Source organism: Microbacterium meiriae, from assembly GCF_025143875.1.
In the GTDB taxonomy this organism is placed as follows: Bacteria; Actinomycetota; Actinomycetes; order Actinomycetales; family Microbacteriaceae; genus Microbacterium; species Microbacterium meiriae.
This window is the reverse complement of the sequence record NZ_JAMBDU010000042.1, coordinates 1-20279: the sequence shown is the minus strand read 5'-3', so window position 1 is coordinate 20279 and position 20279 is coordinate 1. Positions and strand designations below refer to the sequence as shown.

Annotated in this window: 16 protein-coding genes; 10 read left to right on the top strand and 6 right to left on the bottom strand. The window is 70.4% G+C overall.

Annotation, left to right across the window (positions count from 1 at the left end; all coding sequences use genetic code 11):
* A partial coding sequence (locus tag M4D53_RS17575) for a hypothetical protein (RefSeq protein ID WP_259955245.1) occupies window positions 1-1481 on the bottom strand: 1481 nt, incomplete at its 3' end.
* On the opposite strand from M4D53_RS17575, the gene M4D53_RS17570 reads away from it, so the two are divergent.
* A complete protein-coding gene (locus M4D53_RS17570) occupies window positions 1398-3986 on the top strand; it encodes a LuxR C-terminal-related transcriptional regulator (RefSeq protein WP_522712472.1) in 2589 nt (862 codons plus the stop codon). The genes M4D53_RS17575 and M4D53_RS17570 overlap by 84 nt on opposite strands.
* A 26-nt stretch (window positions 3987-4012) precedes the next feature.
* Here M4D53_RS17570 and M4D53_RS17100 read toward each other — a convergent pair whose 3' ends face one another.
* From M4D53_RS17100 to M4D53_RS17090, 3 genes are all read right to left on the bottom strand, one after another.
* Window positions 4013-4684, bottom strand: a complete 672-nt coding sequence (locus tag M4D53_RS17100; protein WP_259955242.1) for a GAP family protein — start codon at window positions 4682-4684, stop codon at window positions 4013-4015.
* A complete protein-coding gene (locus tag M4D53_RS17095; RefSeq protein ID WP_259955240.1) occupies window positions 4685-6364 on the bottom strand; it encodes a SulP family inorganic anion transporter in 1680 nt (559 codons plus the stop codon).
* Between the two features lie 123 nt (window positions 6365-6487).
* Entirely contained in the window at window positions 6488-7624 is a 1137-nt protein-coding gene (locus M4D53_RS17090; protein ID WP_232089217.1) for an AI-2E family transporter, read from the bottom strand.
* A gap of 127 nt (window positions 7625-7751) precedes the next feature.
* Here M4D53_RS17090 and M4D53_RS17085 point away from each other — a divergent pair, with 127 nt between their 5' ends.
* Window positions 7752-10259, top strand: a complete 2508-nt coding sequence (locus tag M4D53_RS17085) for a winged helix-turn-helix domain-containing protein (protein ID WP_259955237.1) — start codon at window positions 7752-7754, stop codon at window positions 10257-10259.
* 13 nt (window positions 10260-10272) lie between these two features.
* On the opposite strand, the gene M4D53_RS17080 is transcribed toward M4D53_RS17085, so the two are convergent.
* Window positions 10273-10698 carry a DUF6325 family protein gene (locus M4D53_RS17080; protein WP_187663785.1) on the bottom strand — a complete coding sequence of 142 codons (426 nt, stop codon included), beginning with the start codon at window positions 10696-10698 and terminating at the stop codon, window positions 10273-10275.
* Window positions 10699-10843: 145 nt separating this feature from the next.
* Here M4D53_RS17080 and M4D53_RS17075 point away from each other — a divergent pair, with 145 nt between their 5' ends.
* The 5 genes from M4D53_RS17075 (at window position 10844) to M4D53_RS17055 (ending at window position 16334) form a co-directional block, all read left to right on the top strand.
* On the top strand, window positions 10844-11278 hold the full coding sequence (locus tag M4D53_RS17075) for a DUF6325 family protein (protein ID WP_259955235.1): 435 nt from the start codon (window positions 10844-10846) through the stop codon (window positions 11276-11278).
* A gap of 1 nt (window position 11279) precedes the next feature.
* Complete coding sequence (locus M4D53_RS17070) at window positions 11280-11630, top strand: SHOCT domain-containing protein (RefSeq protein WP_259955234.1); 351 nt, start codon at window positions 11280-11282, stop codon at window positions 11628-11630.
* 29 nt (window positions 11631-11659) lie between these two features.
* Window positions 11660-12994, top strand: a complete 1335-nt coding sequence (locus tag M4D53_RS17065; RefSeq protein ID WP_259955233.1) for a hypothetical protein — start codon at window positions 11660-11662, stop codon at window positions 12992-12994.
* A gap of 78 nt (window positions 12995-13072) precedes the next feature.
* The gene (locus M4D53_RS17060; protein WP_259955232.1) at window positions 13073-15406 is read left to right on the top strand and encodes an arylsulfatase; all 2334 of its coding nucleotides are present in this window, start codon (window positions 13073-13075) and stop codon (window positions 15404-15406) included.
* A gap of 34 nt (window positions 15407-15440) precedes the next feature.
* Window positions 15441-16334, top strand: a complete 894-nt coding sequence (locus M4D53_RS17055; protein ID WP_259955231.1) for a formylglycine-generating enzyme family protein — start codon at window positions 15441-15443, stop codon at window positions 16332-16334.
* 19 nt (window positions 16335-16353) lie between these two features.
* Here M4D53_RS17055 and M4D53_RS17050 read toward each other — a convergent pair whose 3' ends face one another.
* On the bottom strand, window positions 16354-17286 hold the full coding sequence (locus tag M4D53_RS17050) for an HAD family hydrolase (RefSeq protein ID WP_259955230.1): 933 nt from the start codon (window positions 17284-17286) through the stop codon (window positions 16354-16356).
* A gap of 158 nt (window positions 17287-17444) precedes the next feature.
* Here M4D53_RS17050 and M4D53_RS17045 point away from each other — a divergent pair, with 158 nt between their 5' ends.
* From M4D53_RS17045 to M4D53_RS17035, 3 genes are read left to right on the top strand one after another with little or no spacing between them, the layout of a single operon-like run.
* On the top strand, window positions 17445-17654 hold the full coding sequence (locus tag M4D53_RS17045) for a heavy-metal-associated domain-containing protein (RefSeq protein ID WP_025103117.1): 210 nt from the start codon (window positions 17445-17447) through the stop codon (window positions 17652-17654).
* Window positions 17654-19909, top strand: coding sequence for a heavy metal translocating P-type ATPase (locus tag M4D53_RS17040; protein ID WP_187663792.1), 2256 nt, complete (start codon window positions 17654-17656; stop codon window positions 19907-19909). The genes M4D53_RS17045 and M4D53_RS17040 overlap by 1 nt, the downstream gene beginning before the upstream one ends.
* Window positions 19910-19932: 23 nt before the next feature.
* On the top strand, window positions 19933-20193 hold the full coding sequence (locus M4D53_RS17035; RefSeq protein ID WP_187663793.1) for a YHS domain-containing protein: 261 nt from the start codon (window positions 19933-19935) through the stop codon (window positions 20191-20193).
* The last annotated feature ends 86 nt before the right edge of the window (window positions 20194-20279 follow it).

Sequence of the window (20279 nt, the reverse complement as noted above, 5' to 3'; positions counted from 1 at the left end):
GCCCCCCCCCCCGGGGGGGGCCGCCGGGCGCCCCCCCCCGACAGGAGCCTCTCCTCGCGTTGCGGCACGCGGTCCGCGGTGGGGAGACGGCCTGCACGACCGGCGTCCTGCGGCGCTGTGGGATGCAGCTCGTGCTGGACGGCCGCGCGGACGCGGTGCGGCAGGTGATGGCGGAGCTGCCGGCTGCCCTGCGGTCGGTGCCGACGGTGCGGATGCTGATCGCCGCGGCCGAGTTGTCCTGCGGGGACCCGTCGGCCGCCGTGATCGTGCCGTCCGTCGACGCGGGGGAGTCCGACGTCGACCGTCGGTGGCGGCACGGGATCGAACTCCACACCGCGTTGCGCCGGGGCGGGATCGCCGAGGCGCTCGACGGGGCGGGCGCCGCCCTCCGCGGCCTCAGCGGAGAGGAGCAGCTCGACACCTACGCCCTCCTGGAGGCCGCGACGGCGGAGCTCTACATCGGACGGCTGGATCAGGCGGAGGCGACCGCGCGACTCGCGGGAGATCTCGCGCGAGCGATCGGGGCGCGCGCGGCGGAGCTGCAGGCCGAAGCTGTCCTCGCCACCAGCGTGCTGTTCCGCGGGAGGCTCCGCGACGCCATCGTCGCGGGAGCCGCTCTCGAGCACCGCTGGCACGAGTTCGACGAGCCGGACAATCCCTTCTTCGAGGTGACGCGGGTCTGGCGTTTCTGGGCACCCTACGAGGGCATGCAGACCATCGACGAGGCGCAGACCCTGCACACGGCGGCGCGGGTGATCGCCGACGGCGGAGAGACCGCGATCGCGCGGGGCCTGCAGGGGATGCGCGGGCTGCTCGAGGCGGACCGGTCCGCGGATCCCCGCGAGGCGGCCGTGCGGCTCCTGGACACCCTGACCCCCCGTGATGATCTGCCGCTTCCGCCGCACTGGTACGCCATGATGGCGCCCTTCGCCGTCCATGCCTTCGACCGGCTGGGGGAGCCGACGCTCCGCGACCGTTTCATCACCGACATGGAGGGCGCGCTCGGAGATACGGGGGATGTGCTCGTGCTCCGCGCGATCGCCGCCGTGCACGACCGCCGGGACGGCATCGCCCGGGGTGCGCTGGCGTCGGTGCTGGAGGGGGCGACCCCGTGTCTGCTTCCTGCGTCGATGATCGACGCGTGGCTGGTGGAAGCCGAGCTCGACGTGCACGACGGGGAGCCGGATCGGGCGCAGTTGGCGCTCGCGACCGCCCTCGCCCTCGCGGAGCCGGAGGACCATGTGCGCCGCATCGCCGAAGCGGGACCCGTCGTGTCGCGGCTGCTCGCGGCCCGGGCGACGGTCGGGGCGCGCACGCACTTCGCCGATCGGGTGCGAGAGCGGCTCGCCGCCGCCGGGGTCCTCGTCGAGGAGGAGCTGACGCAGCGCGAGCGCATCGTGCTGAGCGCCTTGAGTCGCAACGCCACGCTGCGCCAGATCGCACAGCAGGAGTACATCTCGCCGAACACGGTGAAGACGCACGTGCGCAACATCTATCGCAAGCTGGGCGTCTCGGACCGCGACGGGGTGACGGCGGCCGCCGGGCCGTCAGTCGCGGGCCATGGCGGCCGCCAGGTGCGCCTCCAGGTCGAGATAGGCGTCGTCGGCGATGTCGAACACGACCTGGGCGATGTTCCCGCCGCGGAAGTCGAATCCGTATCCGTACATGGACGACACGGGGTCGGCGCTGTCCCGTCCGATCGTCAGGCCCTCCCCGCAGAGCGAGAAGTGACCGAGGACCGTGCGGATCTGCTTCTCGTCGACCTTCTCCTCGTCGATGTAGAGCCGCGCGGGCCCGACGCCCTCCCGGTACTCGCCCATGCCCTCCTTGACGAAATCGACCCCGATGATGTGCTTCCCGGAAGTGGGGGCGGGACCGGAGATGCGGTCCTCCGGCGGGATCCCGAGGAAGTTGTAGACGTAATGGACCTGACCGTCCTTGACCACCAGAGCATGGCCGCCGAACCGGGAGCCGTGCGCGAAGATGACGCCCTCGGTGTCGGGCGTGAACTCGACCTCCGCCGCGATCTTGAAGGAGACGCCGTGGGTGTTCGCCGCCGACCGCTCCGGCACCTCGCTGGTGCCCGGATAGTAGACGAACCGGCCGGAGGGCGGCGCGGGCTGATGGAACTCCATCGCCACGAAGGTCTCGAAGTCCTTCGGGTTTCCGATGATCTGGAGGTCGTTCAGCGGGAGCACCGCGTTGGCCTTCGCCTCTTCCATCCAGAGCGCCTTGAGCTCCTCGAGCTTGTCCGGGTGCTCCGCGGCGAGGTTGACGGCCTCGGCGCGGTCGACGTCGGTGTGGTACAGCTCCCATTCGTCCTCGTCGAAGTGCCCCGTGCCGCTGATCGGGCCGTGGACGGTGACGGCCTTCCAGCCGTGGTGCCAGATGCCGCGCTGCCCGAACATCTCGTAGTACTGCGTCTCCTTCTCCGTGGGTGCCTCCGGCGCCGCGTCGAACGAGTACGCCATCGAGACGCCGGACAACGGCGTCTGCTCGATGCCGTTGTACACCTCTGGGAACTCGACGCCGCAGGCCTCGAGGATCGTCGGCACGATGTCGGTGGAGTGGTGGTACTGATGACGGACCTCTCCACGCGCGCTGATGCCGGCCGGCCAGTGGATCACCAACGGATCGCAGACGCCGCCCTGGTAGGTATAGCGCTTGAACATCTTGTAGGGCGTCGAGAAGGCGGCGGCCCAGCCCGTCGGGTAGTGGTTGTAGGTGTCGGGGGAGCCGAGCTTGTCGACCATGCGCAGGTTCTCGGCCTCGTCGTCCGGGTACCCGCCGAAGATCTTGCCTTCGTTGACCGAGCCGTTCGGGCTGCCCTCTCCGGAGGCGCCGTTGTCGGCGCAGTAGATGATGAGGGTGTTGTCCAGCTGTCCCGACTCCTCGAGGTAGTCGACGATACGGCCGACCTGGGCATCGGTGTACTCGCTGAATCCGGCGTAGACCTCGGCCATGCGCGAGAACATCGCCTTCTCCTCGGCATCCAGAGAGTCCCACGGGCGTACTTCGTCGGCGGCCGAGAACGAGCCTTCCGGCATCGGGTTGAGCGGGGTGAGCTCGGTGCCCTCCGGGACGATGCCCTTCTCGATCATCCGGGCCAGCACCCACTCGCGGTACGCCTCGTAGCCGTCGTCGAACATGCCCTTGTACTTGTCGATGTACTCCTGCGGGGCGTGGTGCGGGGCGTGGTTCGCGCCGGGGCAGAACCAGAGGTACCAGGGCTTGTCCGGCTCCGTCTGCTTGACGTCGCGGATCATCGACAGCGCCTGATCGGCGAGGTCCTTCGAGAGGTGGTAGCCGTCTTCGGGGAGGGCGGGCTGGTCGATGTAGTGGTTGTCCTCGGCGAGGGAGGGGTACCAGTTGTTGGTCTCACCGCCGATGAAGCCGTAGAAGCGGTCGTAGCCCTGCGCCAGCGGCCAGTGCTTCTTGGAGGCGCCGGCCGTCCACTCGTCGATCGGGACGTTGTGATTCTTGCCCACCCAGAACGTCGACCAGCCGGCGTCACGCAGGACGTGGGCCATGGTCGTGTTCGAGTCGGGTATGTGGGAGTTGTATCCGGGGAACCCCGTGGACGACTCCGAGATCGTCGCGAAGCCGTTCAGGTGGTGGTTGCGCCCGGTGAGAAACGTCGAGCGGGTCGGCGAGCAGAGCGCCGTCGTGTGCCACTGGGAGTAGGTCAGACCGTTCTGCGCCAGGCGATCCATGGTCGGCATGTTGATGCGTCCGCCGTACGGGGACCACGCCGCCATGCCGGTGTCGTCGTACAGGACGACGAGAACGTTGGGTGCTCCCTCTCGTGGCTTCGCCGGGAGGAAGGCCTCCCAGTCGGCCTCCGAATCGCGGACGTCGAGTTCGATCCTGCCCTGGAAGTCACGGGCCATGTCCATCTCCTTCATCTCTGCCGAACCGCCTTTCCCCGCACAGTACTGCCGCGCTGGCGCCGTGGTCACGGATGCGAGCCGCGTTCATCCGGGTGATCTCCTCGGCCAGCCGGACGCTGTGCTCAGAAGCTGCCGATGCCCTTGCCGATCATGGACACGCCGATGACGAGCAGCAGCACGGCCATGATGACCGCGTTCTCGGCGGCGAGCCAACCGCGCAGGGCGTCGAGCGGCGCGCGAAGTCGTGCGGCGGCGACGAGATAGCCGATGACGGGAACGAGGACCGTCGATGCCCCGATCAGGGTGAAGACGGCGATCACGAGGATCGTGGAGCCCGCGTCCAGGGACGCGCTGCCGATGTCGACGCCGGCACCGGCCGCGAGGAGGAGGTTCTTGGGGTTCACCGCCGACAGCAGGAGCCCGAGACCGAGGACGGTGCCGAACGACATCGTGTCGATCGCCTTCATCCATGACGGCAGGGCCGCGGACTGCCCCGCTTTCGGGCGTTTGCGCCACTGACCGACGGCCAGGACCAGCAGCAGGAGGCCGAGGATGAGCTGGATGACGCCGCGGATCGGCCGGGAGGCGTCGGGATCCTCCTCCGGAAGCACGGCGGAGAGCAGGGTGAAGACGGTGACCGCGGCGACGATACCCACGATCCATCCCAGGAGGAACCCGATGCTCGTGACCCGCGCCTTCGGGGACAGGAGCATGAGGATCGCGGCGATGATCGGCACGGGGCTGATCGCGACACCCACGGCGAGGGGGAGGATCTCCCCGATGACGGCACCCATTCAGCTGCCCTTCCTGTGCGGAGCCGGCGAGGCGGCATCGGTCGGCGAGAGGTCGGTGATCGCCGCGCGGTTGGTCGCGTAGACGGTCTCCCGGTCGAGGAGGCCCAGGGTGCGGAGGCGGCGGAGAGTGTTCGGACGGACGCGGCTGAAGGCCAGCGAGATCGACTGGGTGTCGAGCCACTCCCGGAGCGCCTGGAAGGCCTCGGCTCCGGTGACGTCGACGTCCGTGACGGCTTCCATGTCGATCACGACATGCTGGACGGCGGTGGGGCCCGCGGTGCGGACCGCGTCCTTCACGGCCGCGGAGAACACAGCGCCGTTCGCGAAGAACAGCGGGGCCGCGAGCCGGACGACGATGACCCCCGGTGCGGTGGTCGTGCCGGCGGGAGCATCCTCCAACAGGGATTCCCCGGGGTCGCCCGAGGTCTCCAGCACGTCGATCGCCGGATGGGAGGCGCGTTGCGCGAGATTGATGAGGGCGAGCACGAAGGCCACGACGATTCCCGCGATCGACCCGACGAACAGTGTCACGAGGAAGCAGACGGCACCGATGACGAACTCGAACCGATCCAGCCGCCACAGCCGGATGAAGTCGCGGATGCCGAGGAGCGGGATGATCGCCACGCCGACGATGGCGCCGATCGCCGGGGAGGGGATGTCGGCGAGGAGCGCGGTGCCGAAGAGCAGCAGCAGGAGCGTCCCGACCGCGAGCACGAGCGCGGGGAGCTGCGTGCGCGAGCCCGCCTGATCCATCGCGGCGGTGCGCGAGGTCGAGGACCCGACCGCGAAGCTGCCCTGAGCGCCGGCCGCGACGTTCGCGACGCCGAACGCCAGCAGATCGCGGTTGGCGTGGAACGGGTAGCGGTGCTTCTCGGAGTACGAGCGCGACACGAGCAGGCCCTCCGCCGTGGTCACGAGGGTCAGGGCGATCGCGGAGGGGATGAGGGCGAGCCACAGCGACCAGTCGATGACCGGCCAGGTGAGCGCGGGAGGGCCGGCGGGGACCTCGCCGAGCACATCCACGCCCCGTCCGTCGAGGCCGGTGAGGACGACCACGACGGTCGTCGCGACGAGCACGATCAGCGCCCAGGGGACGGCGCGGAGGTAGCGCTGTCCGACGAGTAGCACCGCGACGGAGACGGCGGCGAGGAGCACGGACCAGCCATTGAGCGAGGGGAGACCTGTGACCAGCGCGACGACCTTGTCCACGAACTCCGCACCGGAGTCGATCTTCACGCCGAGCATCTTCGCGATCTGGCTGACCATGATGTCCAGCGCCAGGCCTCCGACGAAGCCGACGAGGATCGGCTTGGACAGGAAATTCGCCAGGAACCCGAGCTTGAAGACGGCGAGCAGCAGGAACATCCCGCCGCAGAGGATCGCCTGGGCGAGGGCGAGGGTGGCGTAGTCGGCGCTCCCGGCGACCGCGAGCCCGCCGATGGAGGAGGCCACCAGCGCGGCGGCGGCGGCATCGGGGGAGGCGACCAGCTGACGCGACGACACCACGAGCGCATAGACGACGGTCGGGATGATCAGCGCGTACAGTCCGGCGGTGGCGGGGAGCCCCGCGATCTGCGCGTATCCGATGTTGAGGGGGATGGCGATCGCCAGAAGGGTGACTCCCGCGGTGAGCTCGGTCGCGAGGTTGCGTCGGGTCAGGCCCGCGAGCGGACGCGGCATCCGGTCTCCCTTCCCGCCCGATGGATGGTTCCGGCTTCAATATGGCATCGACGGCAGCCGACGACCAGAGGGACGAAGAGCCTCGCCCTGGTGATTTCGGATGAAAGAGTCGCCCGCGCCGCGTCAGCGTCGTCGGAAGCGGCGTCGGGTGGGCACCGCGGAGGGCTCAGGGGTCGGAGCCGGCGCCGGGAGGGCGGTGCGGTCGCCGCTCACCCAGCGCACCCACGTGGAGCCCGGGTCGCCCTCCAGGACGAGGGCGCGCACGAGCAGGGTGAGCGGGATGGAGAGGATGGCGCCGAGCGGCCCGATCACGAAGGTCCAGAAGATCACGGAGAAGAAGCTCAGCGTGAGGCTCAGGTCGACGGCGTCGCTGACGAACTTGGGCTGGACGAGCACCTGGAGCACGACGTTGACCACGCAGTACACGGCGATGACGCCGAGCAGCAGCGGCCAGCCGCCCACCACGAAGGCGAGGATCGCGGGCGGGATGAGTCCCAGCACGAAGCCGATGTTCGGGATGAAGTTCGTCACGAAAGCGAGGATCGCCCAGACGACCGGGGCGGGAACGCCCATCCACCAGAGCGCGAGGCCGTCGACGATCGCCACCACGGCGCCGAACGCGGCATTGACGACGTAGTACCGGCGGACCCCCGTCTGCAGGCGGGCGATGCGCTGCAGCGCCGGGCCGTGCGTGGCGCCGAAGAGTGCAGGTGCCGTCCGGTAGCGAGCGGCATCCGCCGCGAGGAAGATGATGTAGGCGCAGACGAAGAACAGGGCGGTGGCGACTCCGAGCACCGCGCTGCCCAGGCTCCCCGCCACACCGAGCAGGGTCTCGGGGTCGAGGACCGAGGCTGCGGCATCCGCCGCCTCCTGATCGAGTCCGAGGGACTGCAGCCAGGCGACGATCTGATCGGCGGCGCGCACCAGCCCGTCCTGAGACGCGAGGTCGCCGACCAGACGGGCGAACTGGGTGCCGGCGAGCCACAGCAGCGCCGCCATCGCCAGCAGGATCACGTAGGCGAGCACGATCACGGCGGTCGTCCCCACCCAGGCGGGCCGACCGGGGCGCTGGAACGGACGGCGGATCGGTTCGCAGATCACCACGATGACGATCGCGAGGGCCAAGGGACCGAAGACCTCACGCGCCAGCGAGACGCCGGCGAGGACGATCGCGCTCGCCGCCAGGATCAGCAAGGTCCGCAAGGCGGGCGAGGACGCGCGGTCTGCCGCGGGGCCGGAAGGAGTCGGGAGCGAGGTCACGCGGCCAGCGTAGTCCCCGGCACTTTCATCCGGGTGATTGCGGGCCCACCCCCTGGAAGGGCGCTCGGGCCCGTGGTTTCGTGTTGCCATGCCGCCTCCCGTACGTTCCACGAGGCCGGGACCGGCGATGCGTTTCCGGCCGCCCGCCCCGCCCATCGGCGTCCTGCCGCGGGAGCGCGTGACCGCAGCGATCACGGCGGCCGTGGAGGCCGACGGGGTGACGGTTCTCAGCGCGCCCAGCGGCTACGGCAAGACGACGGCGGTCATGGCCTGGGCGGTGGCGCGCGACGACGTCGCCTGGCTCACGCTGAGCGCCTCGGACGACGATCCCGCGCTGCTGACGTCCGGGGTGGTGAATGCGCTGGCGCTCGCCGCCGAGCGCACGGGGCGCGCGTTCGCCGTCCGCCGCGATATCGAGGATCCGGTGCGCGCCTACCGGCAGATCTGCGCGGCGCTTCAGGACGCCGAGCATCCGATGCACCTCATCGTGGACGACGCACACCGTGCCGGCGAGTCCTGGCGGGAGGGACTTCTCGGCCTCCTCGCCGATCAGCCTCCGGACGGACTGCACCTCGTCCTCGTCGGGACCACGTTGATCGAGGTCACCCTGTCCCGCCATCGACTCATGCATCCCGGATCGTTCGTCGGCGTGGAGACGCTCCGGTTCTCGACGGACGAGATCCGTCGTCTGCTGCGGTCGGTGCCCCGAGGTCTCGATGCGACCGCCGTGCGAGAGGAGACCGGCGGGTGGCCCATAGCGGTACGGCTCGTCCTCGTGGGAGGTGCGCTGCCGTCGACGGCCGCGTCCACGGCCGCGTCGTTCCTCGGCGAGTACGTCCGCGAGCACGTGCTGGACGCGTTGCCGCCCGCGCTCGCCGACTTCGTGCTCGACGGCACCGCCTGCGCGGAGCTCACCCCGGAGACCGCCGCACTCGTGACGGCGAGGGAGGACGCCGCCGACCTCCTGGAGAGCTGCGTCCGACTCGGCCTCTTCCTGGACCGGTTCGACGGCCCGAACGGCCCGACGTACCGGTGGCACCCCGCGTTCGCGCGTCGGTGCGCCGACCTCGCGCGGACGGATGCCGCCCGTTTCGCCACCGTGCACCGCCGGGCCGCCCGTGCTCTGGAGCACACGGATCCGATCGCCGCCGTGACGCACGCGCGGCGCGCCGGGGATCGCGCCGGTGCCAGGGCCATCCTCCTCCGGCACTGGTTGGGCCTCGTGGTCGGCTCCTCGGCCGGCGACGTGGAGCGGACGGCGACGACTCTCCTGCGCGACAACCCGGACGATCCGCACCTGCTGCTCGTGCGAGCCGGGGCCAGCGATGTCCTCGGGGACCATCGTGTCGCCCGGGAGCTGTGCCGACGGGCCGAGGCCCTCCTCGACCGCACGCCGGGGGAGGCCGCCCCTGCCGTCCTCCTCATCGTCCGCCTGCTGCTCGCGGAGTCGTCCGTCGAGGTGGCGGTGTCCGGTCCCGAGATCCGCGCGCTGCTCGATGCCGAGGACGACAGGATGTACGGCGGTCGGGTGGCGCTCAACCACCTGCTGGGGTGGACCGCTCTGCGCAGTCGCGAATCGCCGGACCTCGCGATCGAGTACTTCTCTGCAGCGGCGCGCGAGGCGCAGGAAGCGGGCGACCGGGAGCTCACGTCCCGCGCCGCCGGGCATCTCGCCTACGGCCTCGCCACCTCCGGCCGGCTCACGGAGGCCGCGACCGTGCTCGCCGAGGCCGAGAGCACCCGCGAGACTCTTCTTCCGCGGAACACCTTCGCGCGCGGCAGCGCCATGGCCGCCGCGGGGTGGGTCGCGTACTGGTCCGGCGAGGCGGAGGAGGCGGTCCGGATCTTCGACGCGGCACGGGAGGAAGCCGCATCCGGCCGCGACCTCGCCGGGCATGCACGCATGATGGGCGCCTATTCGGCCGCGCTCACAGGAGACCCCGCGATATGTCGCCGGGCGGCCATCGGCGTGCAGGAACTCCCCATCGACGTCGTGCAGGGGGTGGCGTGGCCGGCGTTCCGAGAGTCGTCGGTGGCCCTGCTCGAAGAGGCGGTGGGGCGGAGGGAGCGCGCACTGCGCATCGCGAAGAAGTACGCGAGCGGTACCGACCTCCCGCTCGTGGGCGTCGCCCTGTCCGGAATCCTGCGTCGCGCCGAGGATCACGCTGCGGCGCTGGAGATGCTGCGATCGTTGCGGGGCGCCTCCGAGCTGTCGTACGTCAAGGCCGCCACCTTGATCACCGCGGCTGCGCTCCGGAGGGCGACCGGCCACCAGGAGGACGCGCATGACCTGTGCGAGGCCGCACTCGCCGTCGCGTCCGCGGAGAACCTCGTCGTGCTCTTCGGTCCGCGGGAGGTCGCGGTGCGCCGGCTGCTGCAGGCGCATGTGCATCACGGCACGCAGTTCGAGGAGTTCATCGAGACATGCCTCGCCGTCGACGCGGTCGGATCCGTGACCGATCGGCTGTCGGAGCGGGAACGCGACGTCTTCCACCAGATGCAGACGGCGCGCACGCTGCCGGAGATCGCGCAGGAACTCTCCGTGTCGGTCAACACGGTGAAGACGCATCAACGCGCGATATACCGCAAGCTCGGGGTGTCGTCCCGGCGGGAGGCCGTCCACGCCATGGTGTGAGAGGTGAGCCGTCTCACGACGCTGCGCCCAGGGTCGCCGCCAGGGCGGCGTTCGCGACCGCGGAGGGTATCGCCTGCGTCGCCAGGATCCGATCGCCGCCGTCCTCGACCTCGCGGACGAACCGGACGTCCCAGCACTGTTCGACGAGGATCACGGCGGCGACCGAGCCGACGGGGACCCAGGGGAGGAAGTGTCCGACGTCTTCGACGCAGATGAGTCCGGGCGCATACAGGCGGAGACCGGCGAGCGCGAAGTCGTCGCCGTCGATCTCCGTGATGCGGTGTGCGTCGGCATCCCGCCGCACCACGAGGAAGTCCAGCACGCGCAGGGTGCCTGCTTCGACCTGCCGCAGGAGTGGCTCGAGAACCGGTGGTCCCGGGTGCTCGCGGCGGAGCTCGATCACGACGAACGCGACGTCGCCCAGCACCCGGCTTCTCATGACCGTGCTCGATCCTCCATCACTCCGTCCTCGATGGTGACAGCCGCGCGAGAGCCCGAGTACCCCCTCTCACCCGGAGCGGGTGAGAGGGGGTACGCGCCCCACGGTCGCGGTGCCATCCTGTTGCCGGACGAAGGGTGGCGACATGAAGGAGTTCCGATTCGGGCCCGTCGAGTTCTACCTCGTGGGCTTCGACGGCGACCGGCCGGACCCGGCGACGTTCGGGGCGCTGACCGACCTCGTGTCGAGCGGTGTCGTGCGCGTGCTGGACTTCGTGCTGGTGACGAGGACGGCGGACGGGGAGCTCGACATCCTCGAACTGGACGAGGGCGACGGGTCCCCGGCGCTCGGCGGGCTCGAGCCGATCGTCGCCGGACTCGCGAGTGAGGACGACGTCCTCGCTCTGGCGGAGGTCGTGCCACCGGGACGATCCGCGGCCGTGGTGGTCCTGGAACTCCTGTTCGCCCGGACCCTGGCCCAGGATGTCGCCGCCGCGGGAGGCCAGGTGCTGCGCACCGAGCGCATTCCGGCTCCCGTCGTGAACGCGGTGATGGACATCCTCGAACAGGAAGGTGAATGACATGCCCTTGCGGAGATTCGGCCGGCCGGGGCTCATCGGTCTCGCCGCACGGACCGCGGTGGTCGCCGGAACGGCGACCGCGGTGCAGGGAGCCGCCATGCGGCACCAGGAGCGCCGCGCGCAGAGCGAGTACGAGCAGCAGCAGTATGAGGCCGCTCAGCAACAGGCCCAGATGGACGACGCGGCCCGCACCGCGGCTGCGCGGTATGCGCCGCCGGCGTCCCCGCCGGCCGCGCCGCCCGCACCGGCGGACGACCTGATCGCCAAGCTGCAGGAGCTCGGGTCGCTGAAGGCCTCCGGTGTGCTGACGGAGGAGGAGTTCACCGCGGCGAAGCAGAAGCTGCTGGGCTGAGCGCCCGCGACGATCGAGACGAGGCGCCCATGAGCGAGATCGACGATCTGCGGGAACGATTGCGCGCGCTGGAGCAGGAGAACGAGGAGCTGCGTCGCCCTCGACGCCGGGTCTCGGCCCGGAGCATCATCGCCGGGATCGTGCTCGTCGTCGCAGTGCTCCTCGCACCGATCGCGGCGATGGGGACGTGGGCGCGGCTGCAGCTCGTCGATGCGGATCGGTTCGTCGCGACGTTCGCTCCACTGGCCCAGGACCCGGACGTCCAGGACTTCGTCGCCGATCAGGTGACGACCGCCATCGATGAGCAGGTCGACCTGGATGCGGTGGTCGGAGAGCTCTTCGATGGGCTGCGCGCCCTCGATCTGCCGCCCCGCGCCACCGCCGCCCTCGGGCTCCTGGAAGCACCGGCCGCGTCCGGGCTGTCGTCGCTGATCGACGGTGTCGTGCGCGAGGTGGTGTCGTCGCCGCAGTTCGCCGACATCTGGGCGGAGTCGCTGCGCTTCACGCATGAGCGTGCCGTCGCGATCCTCCAGGACGACCCGGGCACCGCACTGCAGCTGAGCGACGACGGCGTGCTCTCGGTGGACGTGGGGGCGGTCGTGGAACGCGTCAAGGAGGCTCTCGCCGAGCGTGGGGCCGGCGTGGCCGACCTCATCCCCGTGATCGATCGCACCATCCCGGTGGTGCAGGCGGACGCCCTCGCGTTGGTGCGCACGGTCTACCAGATCGCGGTGGCCGCAGGGTTCTGGTTGCCCTGGGTCGTGCTCGGCCTCGTCGTGCTCGGCGTGCTGCTGGCGGTGGACCGGCCGCGGGCGCTGTTCTGGACGAGCGCGGGCTTCGCCGTCGTCTTCCTGCTCCTCGCCGCGGGGATGGGGATCGGACGCGGGTTCTTCGTCAGCGCCGTCAGTCCGTCCATCATGACGGCTGCGGCGGCCGAATCCCTCTTCGATCAGCTCACGGCGCTCCTCGGGTCCACCATCGTCGCCCTCGCTCTCGTCGGCGTGCTCATCGCGCTCTGGGCCTGGCTGGCCGGATCGAGCCGCAGCGCCTCGACGGTGCGCGGTGCGACCGAGAGCGGCTCCGGGGCGCTGCGCGAGGCGGCGGAGGCTCGGGGGATATCCACGGGACGATTCGGGCGGGCGGTCGACCGCTATCGGGGCGCGATCCTCATCACGGGGATGGCGATCGGTGTGCTCATCCTCGTGGCGACGCGCCCTGTGACCTTCGGTGCCGTCGTGGGCGTGGCGATCGGCGTCCTCGTGCTGACGGTCCTCGTGGAACTGCTGCGCCGCCCGGACTCCGCAGCGGATGAGACGGACGAGCCGGTCGAGGATGACGCCACTGAGATCACCCTTCCCGGGTGAGAACCGTTGTCCACACGGACGCCGGCTCGGAAGACTCGTGCCGAGGAGCGCGGACGCGCCCTGAACGAAGGAGAGACGATGTCGGAATTCAACGCAGACTTCTCGGGCGAGATCACGCTGGACGTCCGCGACTCCCGTCCCGACTGGTCGCCGTACGAGCTGCGGAAGGCGCCGGACGGAGCACCGAACGTCCTCGTCGTGCTCTACGACGACACCGGGCTCGCCTCCTGGTCGCCGTACGGCGGTCGCATCGCGATGCCGACCATGGATCGTCTGGCCGCCGGGGGCCTCACCTACACGCAGTGGCACACCACGGCGCTGTGCTCGCCGACGCGGTCCACCATGCTCACGGGGCGCAACCACCACGTCAATCGCGCCGGCGTGATCATGGAGGGCACCAACGGCTTCCCGGGCTTCGCGGGACGGCTCCCGGCGGAGTGCGCGACGATCGGGCAGGTGCTGCAGGAGAACGGCTACAGCACGTTCTGGCTCGGCAAAGACCACAACGTCCCGGAGGAGGACATCGCGCCGGGAGGCAGCCGCTCGATGTGGCCGCTGCAGCTCGGGTTCGACCGGTTCTACGGCTTCCTCGGTGGCGAGACGAACAACTGGTACCCCGATCTCGTCGAGGACAACCACTTCATCGAGCAGCCGTACCGCCCCGAGGACGGGTATCACCTGTCGAAGGATCTCGCCGACCAGGCGCTCGCGATGATCCGGAACCAGCAGGCTTCGAACCCCTCGAAGCCCTGGTACATGTGGTTCTGTCCCGGCGCGAACCACGCTCCGCACCACGCGCCGCAGGAGTACATCGACAAGTACAAGGGTGCTTTCGACGACGGCTACGACGCCTATCGCGAGTGGGTGCTCGCCCGCATGATCGAGAAGGGCGTGCTGCCGGAGGGCACGCGGCTGACGCCGCTCAATCCGCTGCCGGAGGACGCGGCGAACCCGGCCGACCACGTGCGCCCCTGGGCGGAGCTGAACGACGACGAGCGGAGGCTGTTCGCCCGCATGGCGGAGGTGTTCGCGGGCTTCTCCGAGTACACGGATGCCCAGGTCGGTCGGATCGTGGACTACCTGGAGGAGACGGGGCAGCTGGACAACACGATCATCTTCTACTGCGCCGACAACGGCGCCTCGGGAGAGGGATCACCGGACGGCTCCGTGAACGAGAACAAGTTCTTCAACGGCTACCCCGACGATCTCGCCGAGAACCTCGCGATGATCGACACCCTCGGCTCCGCGGACACCTACAACCACTATCCGACCGGGTGGGCGGCCGCGTTCTCCACGCCGTTCCAGATGTTCAAGCGCTATTCCCAGTACTCCGGCGGCACCTGCGACCCGATGGTCGTGCACTGGCCGAAGGGGATCGCGGCGAAGGGGGAGCTGCGCCACCAGTACCACCACTCGGTGGACGTCGTGGCGACAGTGCTCGACGTCATCGGCATCGAGATGCCGGAGTCCTACCGTGGGGTGCCGCAGAGACCGCTCGACGGCGTCTCGATGAAGTCGTCCTTCGACGCGGCGCCGGACGGTCCGACGCAGAAGACGGTGCAGTACTACTCGATGCTCGGCACGAGGGGCATCTGGAAGGACGGCTGGAAGGCCGCCGCCGTACACGCGCCGCTGAGCGGCAAGGGCCACTTCGACGACGACGTGTGGGAGCTGTATCACGTGGCGGAGGACCGTTCCGAGTCGAACGACCTCGCCGCGACCCACCCGGAGAAGCTGCAGGAGCTCATCACCGCATGGTTCGCCGAGGCGGAGGCGAACTTCGCCCTTCCGCTCGATGACCGCTCCGCTCGCGAGATCCTGACGGTCCCGCGGCCCCAGGCCGAGGCGCCCCGGGATCGGTATGTGTACTTCCCCGGCACCGCGGCGGTACCGGAGAGCGTCGCGGTGAACGTCCGAGGGCGCTCCTACAAGATCATCGCCGACGTCGTGCTCGACGAGGGTGCCGAGGGCGTGCTCTTCGCGCACGGCTCGCGCTTCGGCGGGCACTCGCTGTTCCTCAAGGACAACAGGCTCGTCTACGTGTACAACTTCCTCGGCATCCCGCCGGAGCAGTCGTTCACCTCGGACGAGCTCACCCCCGGCCCGCATACCCTCGGCGTGGAGTTCGTCCGCGAGGGGGCGGGGGAGCACGGCGAGTCCGTCGGCACGACCACGCTGTACGTCGACGATCGCGCGGTGGCGTCCGGTCCGATGCGGGCGCAGGTCGGGAAGTTCACGCTCTGCGGCGACGGACTCTGCGTCGGGTGGGACAGCGCCGACCCGGTGAGCGCGCAGTACCGCAACCCGTTCCCGTTCACCGGCGGCAAGCTCCTGGGCGTGGCGGTGGACGTGAGCACGGAGCAGTATCTCGATATGGAACTCGAGGCAACGGCGATGCTGTCGCGCGAGTGATCGACCGGAGCGGGCCGAGGCCTAGCATGAGGGCATGACGGCGATGATCGAGGTCCCCGGCGGCACGCTCGTCATGGGGTCGGACGAGTTCTACCCGGAGGAGGGGCCCGTCCACGAGCGGCGCGTGGAGCCGTTCACGCTGGACGAGCATCCCGTGACCAATCGCCAGTACGCGGCCTTCATCGAGGACACCGGCTACGTCACGATCGCCGAGCGGCCGATGGACCCTGCCGACTACCCAGGCGTGCACCCGGACGACCTCGTCCCCGGGGCCATGGTCTTCACGCCGACACGCGGTCCCGTCGACCTTCGCGACTGGCGTCAGTGGTGGCGGTGGGAGCCCGGGGCGTCCTGGCGGCACCCCTTCGGGCCGACCTCGTCGATCGATGACCGTCTCGATCATCCGGTCGTGCAGGTCGCGTACCCCGATGCCGTCGCCTACGCCGCGTGGGCCGGCAGGCGCCTGCCCACCGAGGCGGAGTGGGAATGGGCGGCGCGCGGTGGCCTCGTCGGTGCCCGCTTCGCCTGGGGGGAGGACACGAAGCCGGACGGCACCCTCATGGCGGATACCTGGCAGGGTGCCTTCCCGTACCGGAACCATGGCGCCGACGGGTGGATCGGCACCGCTCCGGTGGCCTCGTTCCCCGCCAACGGCTACGGCCTGCACGACATGATCGGCAACGTGTGGGAATGGACGGCGGACTACTGGACGCACCGACATGTACCGCCGGGAGCCGTGGGCGTCGAGGCGGGACATCGCGCGAGCCTGCTGTCCTCCGAACCCGGGTCGCCCATCCCGCGCCGCGTGCTCAAGGGCGGTTCGCACCTCTGCGCTCCGGAGTACTGCCTCCGCTACCGCCCTGCGGCGCGATCGGCGCAGGCAGAGGACACCGCCATGACCCACATCGGCTTCCGCTGCGCCCTCTGACCGCCCGGCACCGCCCGACTCAGGCGCGGTCGGGGAACACGGACGCCCAGTCGTCCTTGACGCTGACCACGGTGTAGCCGCGGTCGTCGGCTGCGCGCAGGGCCTTCTCGGCTCCCGTGTCGTAGGGGGTGTCGTCGCGGCCCGCGTCGTCGTGATGGATCAGCAGCGCGAGTCCGCGGCGAGGGCCGCCGTGCGCGAAGTCGAGCATGGGCATGTCCCCGTTGGAGTTGCCGGCGGCGAGCAGCGGACGCCGACCGATCCGGCTCCAGATCCGCACCGGTTTCTCCGGACCGTCGTCGAAGAACGCCAGGGCGGACGAGTAGCGGACGCTGGCATCCTTCTCGTCGTAGGTGAGCCCGAGCGCCGAGCCGATCACGCGCTCAGGAGGGACGCCGTAGTTCGCCTGGGTCATCGGCCGCATGAAGTCGCGCTCGCCGCCGGAGACGATGTAGCAGGTGAAGCCATGGGCTTCGAGGTAGCGCAGCAGCTCCACCATCGGCGTGTACACGGAATTCGCGTACGGGCGACCGAGGATCGGGTGCTGCGCGGAGCGGTAGAACTCCGTGACCGAGCGGGCGTAGTCCTCCACGCTGACACCGTCGGTCAGCCCCAGGAGCGCCTGGATGATGACACCGAGGTCGGAGTCGTCGCCGGCGTAGTGCTTGTCGATCGCGGTGCCGAGCCAGGCGAGGTCACCGGTCACCGCCGCGCGGTACGGCTGGTTCTCGGCGAGGGACGGGTCGCGGGTGGCCGCCTCGCGCCAGCGCTCGACCACGTAGTGCAGCTGGGTGGGCATGGGCTTCTCCGACCACAGTGTGCCGTCGTTGTCGAACACGGCGATCCGTTCTTCGACGGGGACGGCCTCCGGGCCTGTGGTCGCGGCGGCGACGAACGCCTCGATGGCGCGGCGCGTGGTGGTGTCCCGCCAGGATGACAGGGGAGTGGAGTCCATGACCGCGATCCTCCCAGGCGCGGCGTCGGATGCCGAGCGTCCCTCACCCGGAGCGGACGAGTCCCGTTGCCGCCCGGGTGTGCGGGAATACCCGCGGAGGGTATAAGGTTGTGCCGAAGGAGTACCCCAGGGGGGTATTCCGAGGAAAGGAAAGCATGATGAGCACGAGCGAGTACCAGGTCACCGGAATGACGTGCGGCCACTGCGAGATGGCGATCCGCGACGAGGTGTCGCGCATCCCCGGTGTCGAGGGTATCGATGTCAGCGCGCAGAGCGGGAGACTCGTGGTGCGCAGCTCCGCCCCCGTCGACGACACGGCCGTGCTGGCCGCCGTGGACGAGGCGGGCTACCAGGCGGTACGGTCCTGATGGACACCCCATCCGCGACCAGCGTGGAGCTGGAGATCGGCGGCATGACCTGCGCGTCGTGCGCGATGCGGATCGAGAAGAAGCTCAATCGTCTCGACGGCGTCACCGCCACCGTGAACTACGCGACCGAGAAGGCGAGCGTCACGGTGCCGGCGGGCGTCGACACCGCCCTGCTCATCGCCGAGGTCGAGAAGACCGGCTACACCGCCGTCGTCCCTGCGCCTCCCGCGCCGGAGGGTGCGCAGCCCGACGGAGAGCAGCCGGATCCGGAGCTCACCGCGCTGCGGCAGCGGCTGATCGCCGCCGTCGTGCTCACCGTCCCGGTCATCGCGATGGCGATGATCCCGGCGCTCCAGTTCACGTACTGGCAGTGGCTGTCGCTCGCGCTCGCGGGACCTGTGATCGTGTGGGCGGCCTGGCCGTTCCACAAGGCGGCCTGGATCAACCTCCGGCACGGAGCGGCCACGATGGACACGCTCATCTCGATGGGCACGCTCGCCGCGCTGCTGTGGTCGCTGTACGCGCTCTTCTTCGGCACCGCCGGGGTGCCAGGTATGACGCACCCGTTCGAGCTGACCGTGGCGCCCAGCGACGGTGCTGCCAACATCTACCTCGAGGTCGGAGCCGGGGTGACCACGTTCATCCTCGCCGGGCGCTACTTCGAGAAGCGCTCGAAGCGGCAGGCCGGTGCGGCGCTCCGCGCGCTGCTGGAACTCGGCGCGAAGGAGGTCGCCGTGCTCCGCGACGGCGTCGAGACGCGGATCCCGACGAGCGAGCTGCGGGTCGGGGACCAGTTCGTCGTGCGTCCAGGGGAGAAGATCGCCACCGACGGTGTCGTGGTCGGCGGCACGTCCGCGGTCGACGCCTCCATGCTCACCGGTGAGTCGGTGCCCGTGGAGGTCGGCGCGGGCGATGCCGTCACCGGAGCCACCGTGAACGCCGGCGGACGGCTGGTGGTCCGTGCGACCCGGGTCGGCGCCGACACCCAGCTCGCGCAGATGGCGCGGCTGGTGGAGGACGCGCAGACCGGGAAGGCCGAGGTCCAGAGGCTCGCGGACAAGGTCTCCGGGATCTTCGTGCCGATCGTGATCGTCATCGCCCTCGGCACGCTGGTGGCCTGGTTGGCGGCCGGATTCCCTGCGTCCGCCGCGTTCACCGCCGCGGTCGCGGTGCTCATCATCGCCTGCCCCTGCGCGCTGGGTCTGGCCACGCCGACCGCCCTGCTCGTCGGCACCGGTCGCGGCGCCCAGATGGGCATCCTCATCAAGGGCCCCGAGGTGCTGGAGTCGACCAGGAAGGTCGACACGATCGTGCTCGACAAGACGGGGACGGTCACCTCCGGTCGCATGACGCTGACCGCGGTGCACACCGACGACGGGGTGGAGCGCGAGGAGCTGCTGCGGCTGGCCGGCGCCCTCGAAGACGCCTCCGAGCACCCGATCGCTCAGGCTGTGGCGGCCGCGGCCACCCGCGAACTCGGCGCCCTGCCGGCCGTCGAGGAGTTCGGGAACATCGAGGGCAAGGGTGTCCAGGGCATCGTGGACGGTCACGCCGTCGTCGTGGGACGCACCTCGCTGCTCGCCGACTGGTCGCAGCACCTGTCCGCAGGGCTGAGAGCGGCCACGACCGAGGCGGAGGCTCAGGGCACGACCGCGATCGCGGTGGGCTGGGATGGCCGGGCCCGCGGAGTGCTCGTCGTCGCCGATACGGTCAAGGCCACGAGTGCGGAGGCGGTGGCGCAGCTCCGCGCACTGGGGCTGACCCCCGTCCTGCTCACCGGTGACAACCGCGTGGTGGCGGAGCAGATCGCACGCGAGGTCGGGATCACCGAGGTGATCGCCGAGGTGCTGCCCCAGGGCAAGGTCGACGTCGTGCGCCGGCTTCAGGACGAGGGCAAGGTCGTCGCGATGGTCGGGGACGGCGTGAACGACGCGGCGGCCCTCGCGCAGGCGGACCTCGGGATGGCGATGGGGACCGGAACCGACGCGGCGATCGAGGCGAGCGACATCACCCTCGTCCGCGGCGACCTCCGCAGTGCCGCCGACGCGATCCGCCTGTCCCGCCGCACGCTCGGCACGATCAAGGGCAACCTGTTCTGGGCCTTCGCCTACAACGTCGCGGCGATCCCGCTCGCGGCGCTCGGCCTGCTCAACCCCATGCTCGCCGGTGCGGCGATGGCGTTCTCCAGCGTCTTCGTCGTCGGCAACAGCCTCCGCCTGCGGTCCTTCCGCAGCAGGGCGGTGGACACCCCGTGAACGAACGACAGAGGAGCACCGACATGTCCGATTCCCCCGCAGGATCCTGCTGCAGCGTCCCGCGCCAGAGCGGCGTCTCCGCCGACGGGCGCACCGACCTGCTCGCCGTGCCGGCCGAGGGCATGGCCGAATGCCCGGTGATGGCCGGAACACCCGTGGTGATCGCGACCGCCGAGGCCGCGGGCCTGTACCGCGACCACGAGGGCACGCGCTACTACTTCTGCTGCGCGGGCTGCGGGCCGGCGTTCGACGCCGATCCCGCGAAGTACACCAGGGCGGCCTGAGCCCCCATCCGTGGGGGGGGGGGGGGCCGCCCCCCCCCCCCCCCCCCCCCCCCCCCCGCGCCCCCCCCCGCCGGGCCCGACCCCCC

Excerpts from the sequence above, each read along its gene's own strand:
- M4D53_RS17075 (WP_259955235.1), top strand. The coding sequence starts at position 10,844 with ATGAAGGAGTTCCGATTCGGGCCCGTCGAGTTCTACCTCGTGGGCTTC.
- M4D53_RS17070 (WP_259955234.1), top strand. The coding sequence starts at position 11,280 with ATGCCCTTGCGGAGATTCGGCCGGCCGGGGCTCATCGGTCTCGCCGCA.
- M4D53_RS17045 (WP_025103117.1), top strand. The coding sequence starts at position 17,445 with ATGAGCACGAGCGAGTACCAGGTCACCGGAATGACGTGCGGCCACTGC.
- M4D53_RS17095 (WP_259955240.1), bottom strand. The coding sequence starts at position 6,364 with ATGCCGCGTCCGCTCGCGGGCCTGACCCGACGCAACCTCGCGACCGAG.
- M4D53_RS17035 (WP_187663793.1), top strand. The coding sequence starts at position 19,933 with ATGTCCGATTCCCCCGCAGGATCCTGCTGCAGCGTCCCGCGCCAGAGC.
- M4D53_RS17085 (WP_259955237.1), top strand. The coding sequence starts at position 7,752 with ATGCGTTTCCGGCCGCCCGCCCCGCCCATCGGCGTCCTGCCGCGGGAG.
- M4D53_RS17060 (WP_259955232.1), top strand. The coding sequence starts at position 13,073 with ATGTCGGAATTCAACGCAGACTTCTCGGGCGAGATCACGCTGGACGTC.
- M4D53_RS17050 (WP_259955230.1), bottom strand. The coding sequence starts at position 17,286 with ATGGACTCCACTCCCCTGTCATCCTGGCGGGACACCACCACGCGCCGC.
- M4D53_RS17100 (WP_259955242.1), bottom strand. The coding sequence starts at position 4,684 with ATGGGTGCCGTCATCGGGGAGATCCTCCCCCTCGCCGTGGGTGTCGCG.
- M4D53_RS17080 (WP_187663785.1), bottom strand. The coding sequence starts at position 10,698 with ATGAGAAGCCGGGTGCTGGGCGACGTCGCGTTCGTCGTGATCGAGCTC.
- M4D53_RS17040 (WP_187663792.1), top strand. The coding sequence starts at position 17,654 with ATGGACACCCCATCCGCGACCAGCGTGGAGCTGGAGATCGGCGGCATG.
- M4D53_RS17065 (WP_259955233.1), top strand. The coding sequence starts at position 11,660 with ATGAGCGAGATCGACGATCTGCGGGAACGATTGCGCGCGCTGGAGCAG.
- M4D53_RS17055 (WP_259955231.1), top strand. The coding sequence starts at position 15,441 with ATGACGGCGATGATCGAGGTCCCCGGCGGCACGCTCGTCATGGGGTCG.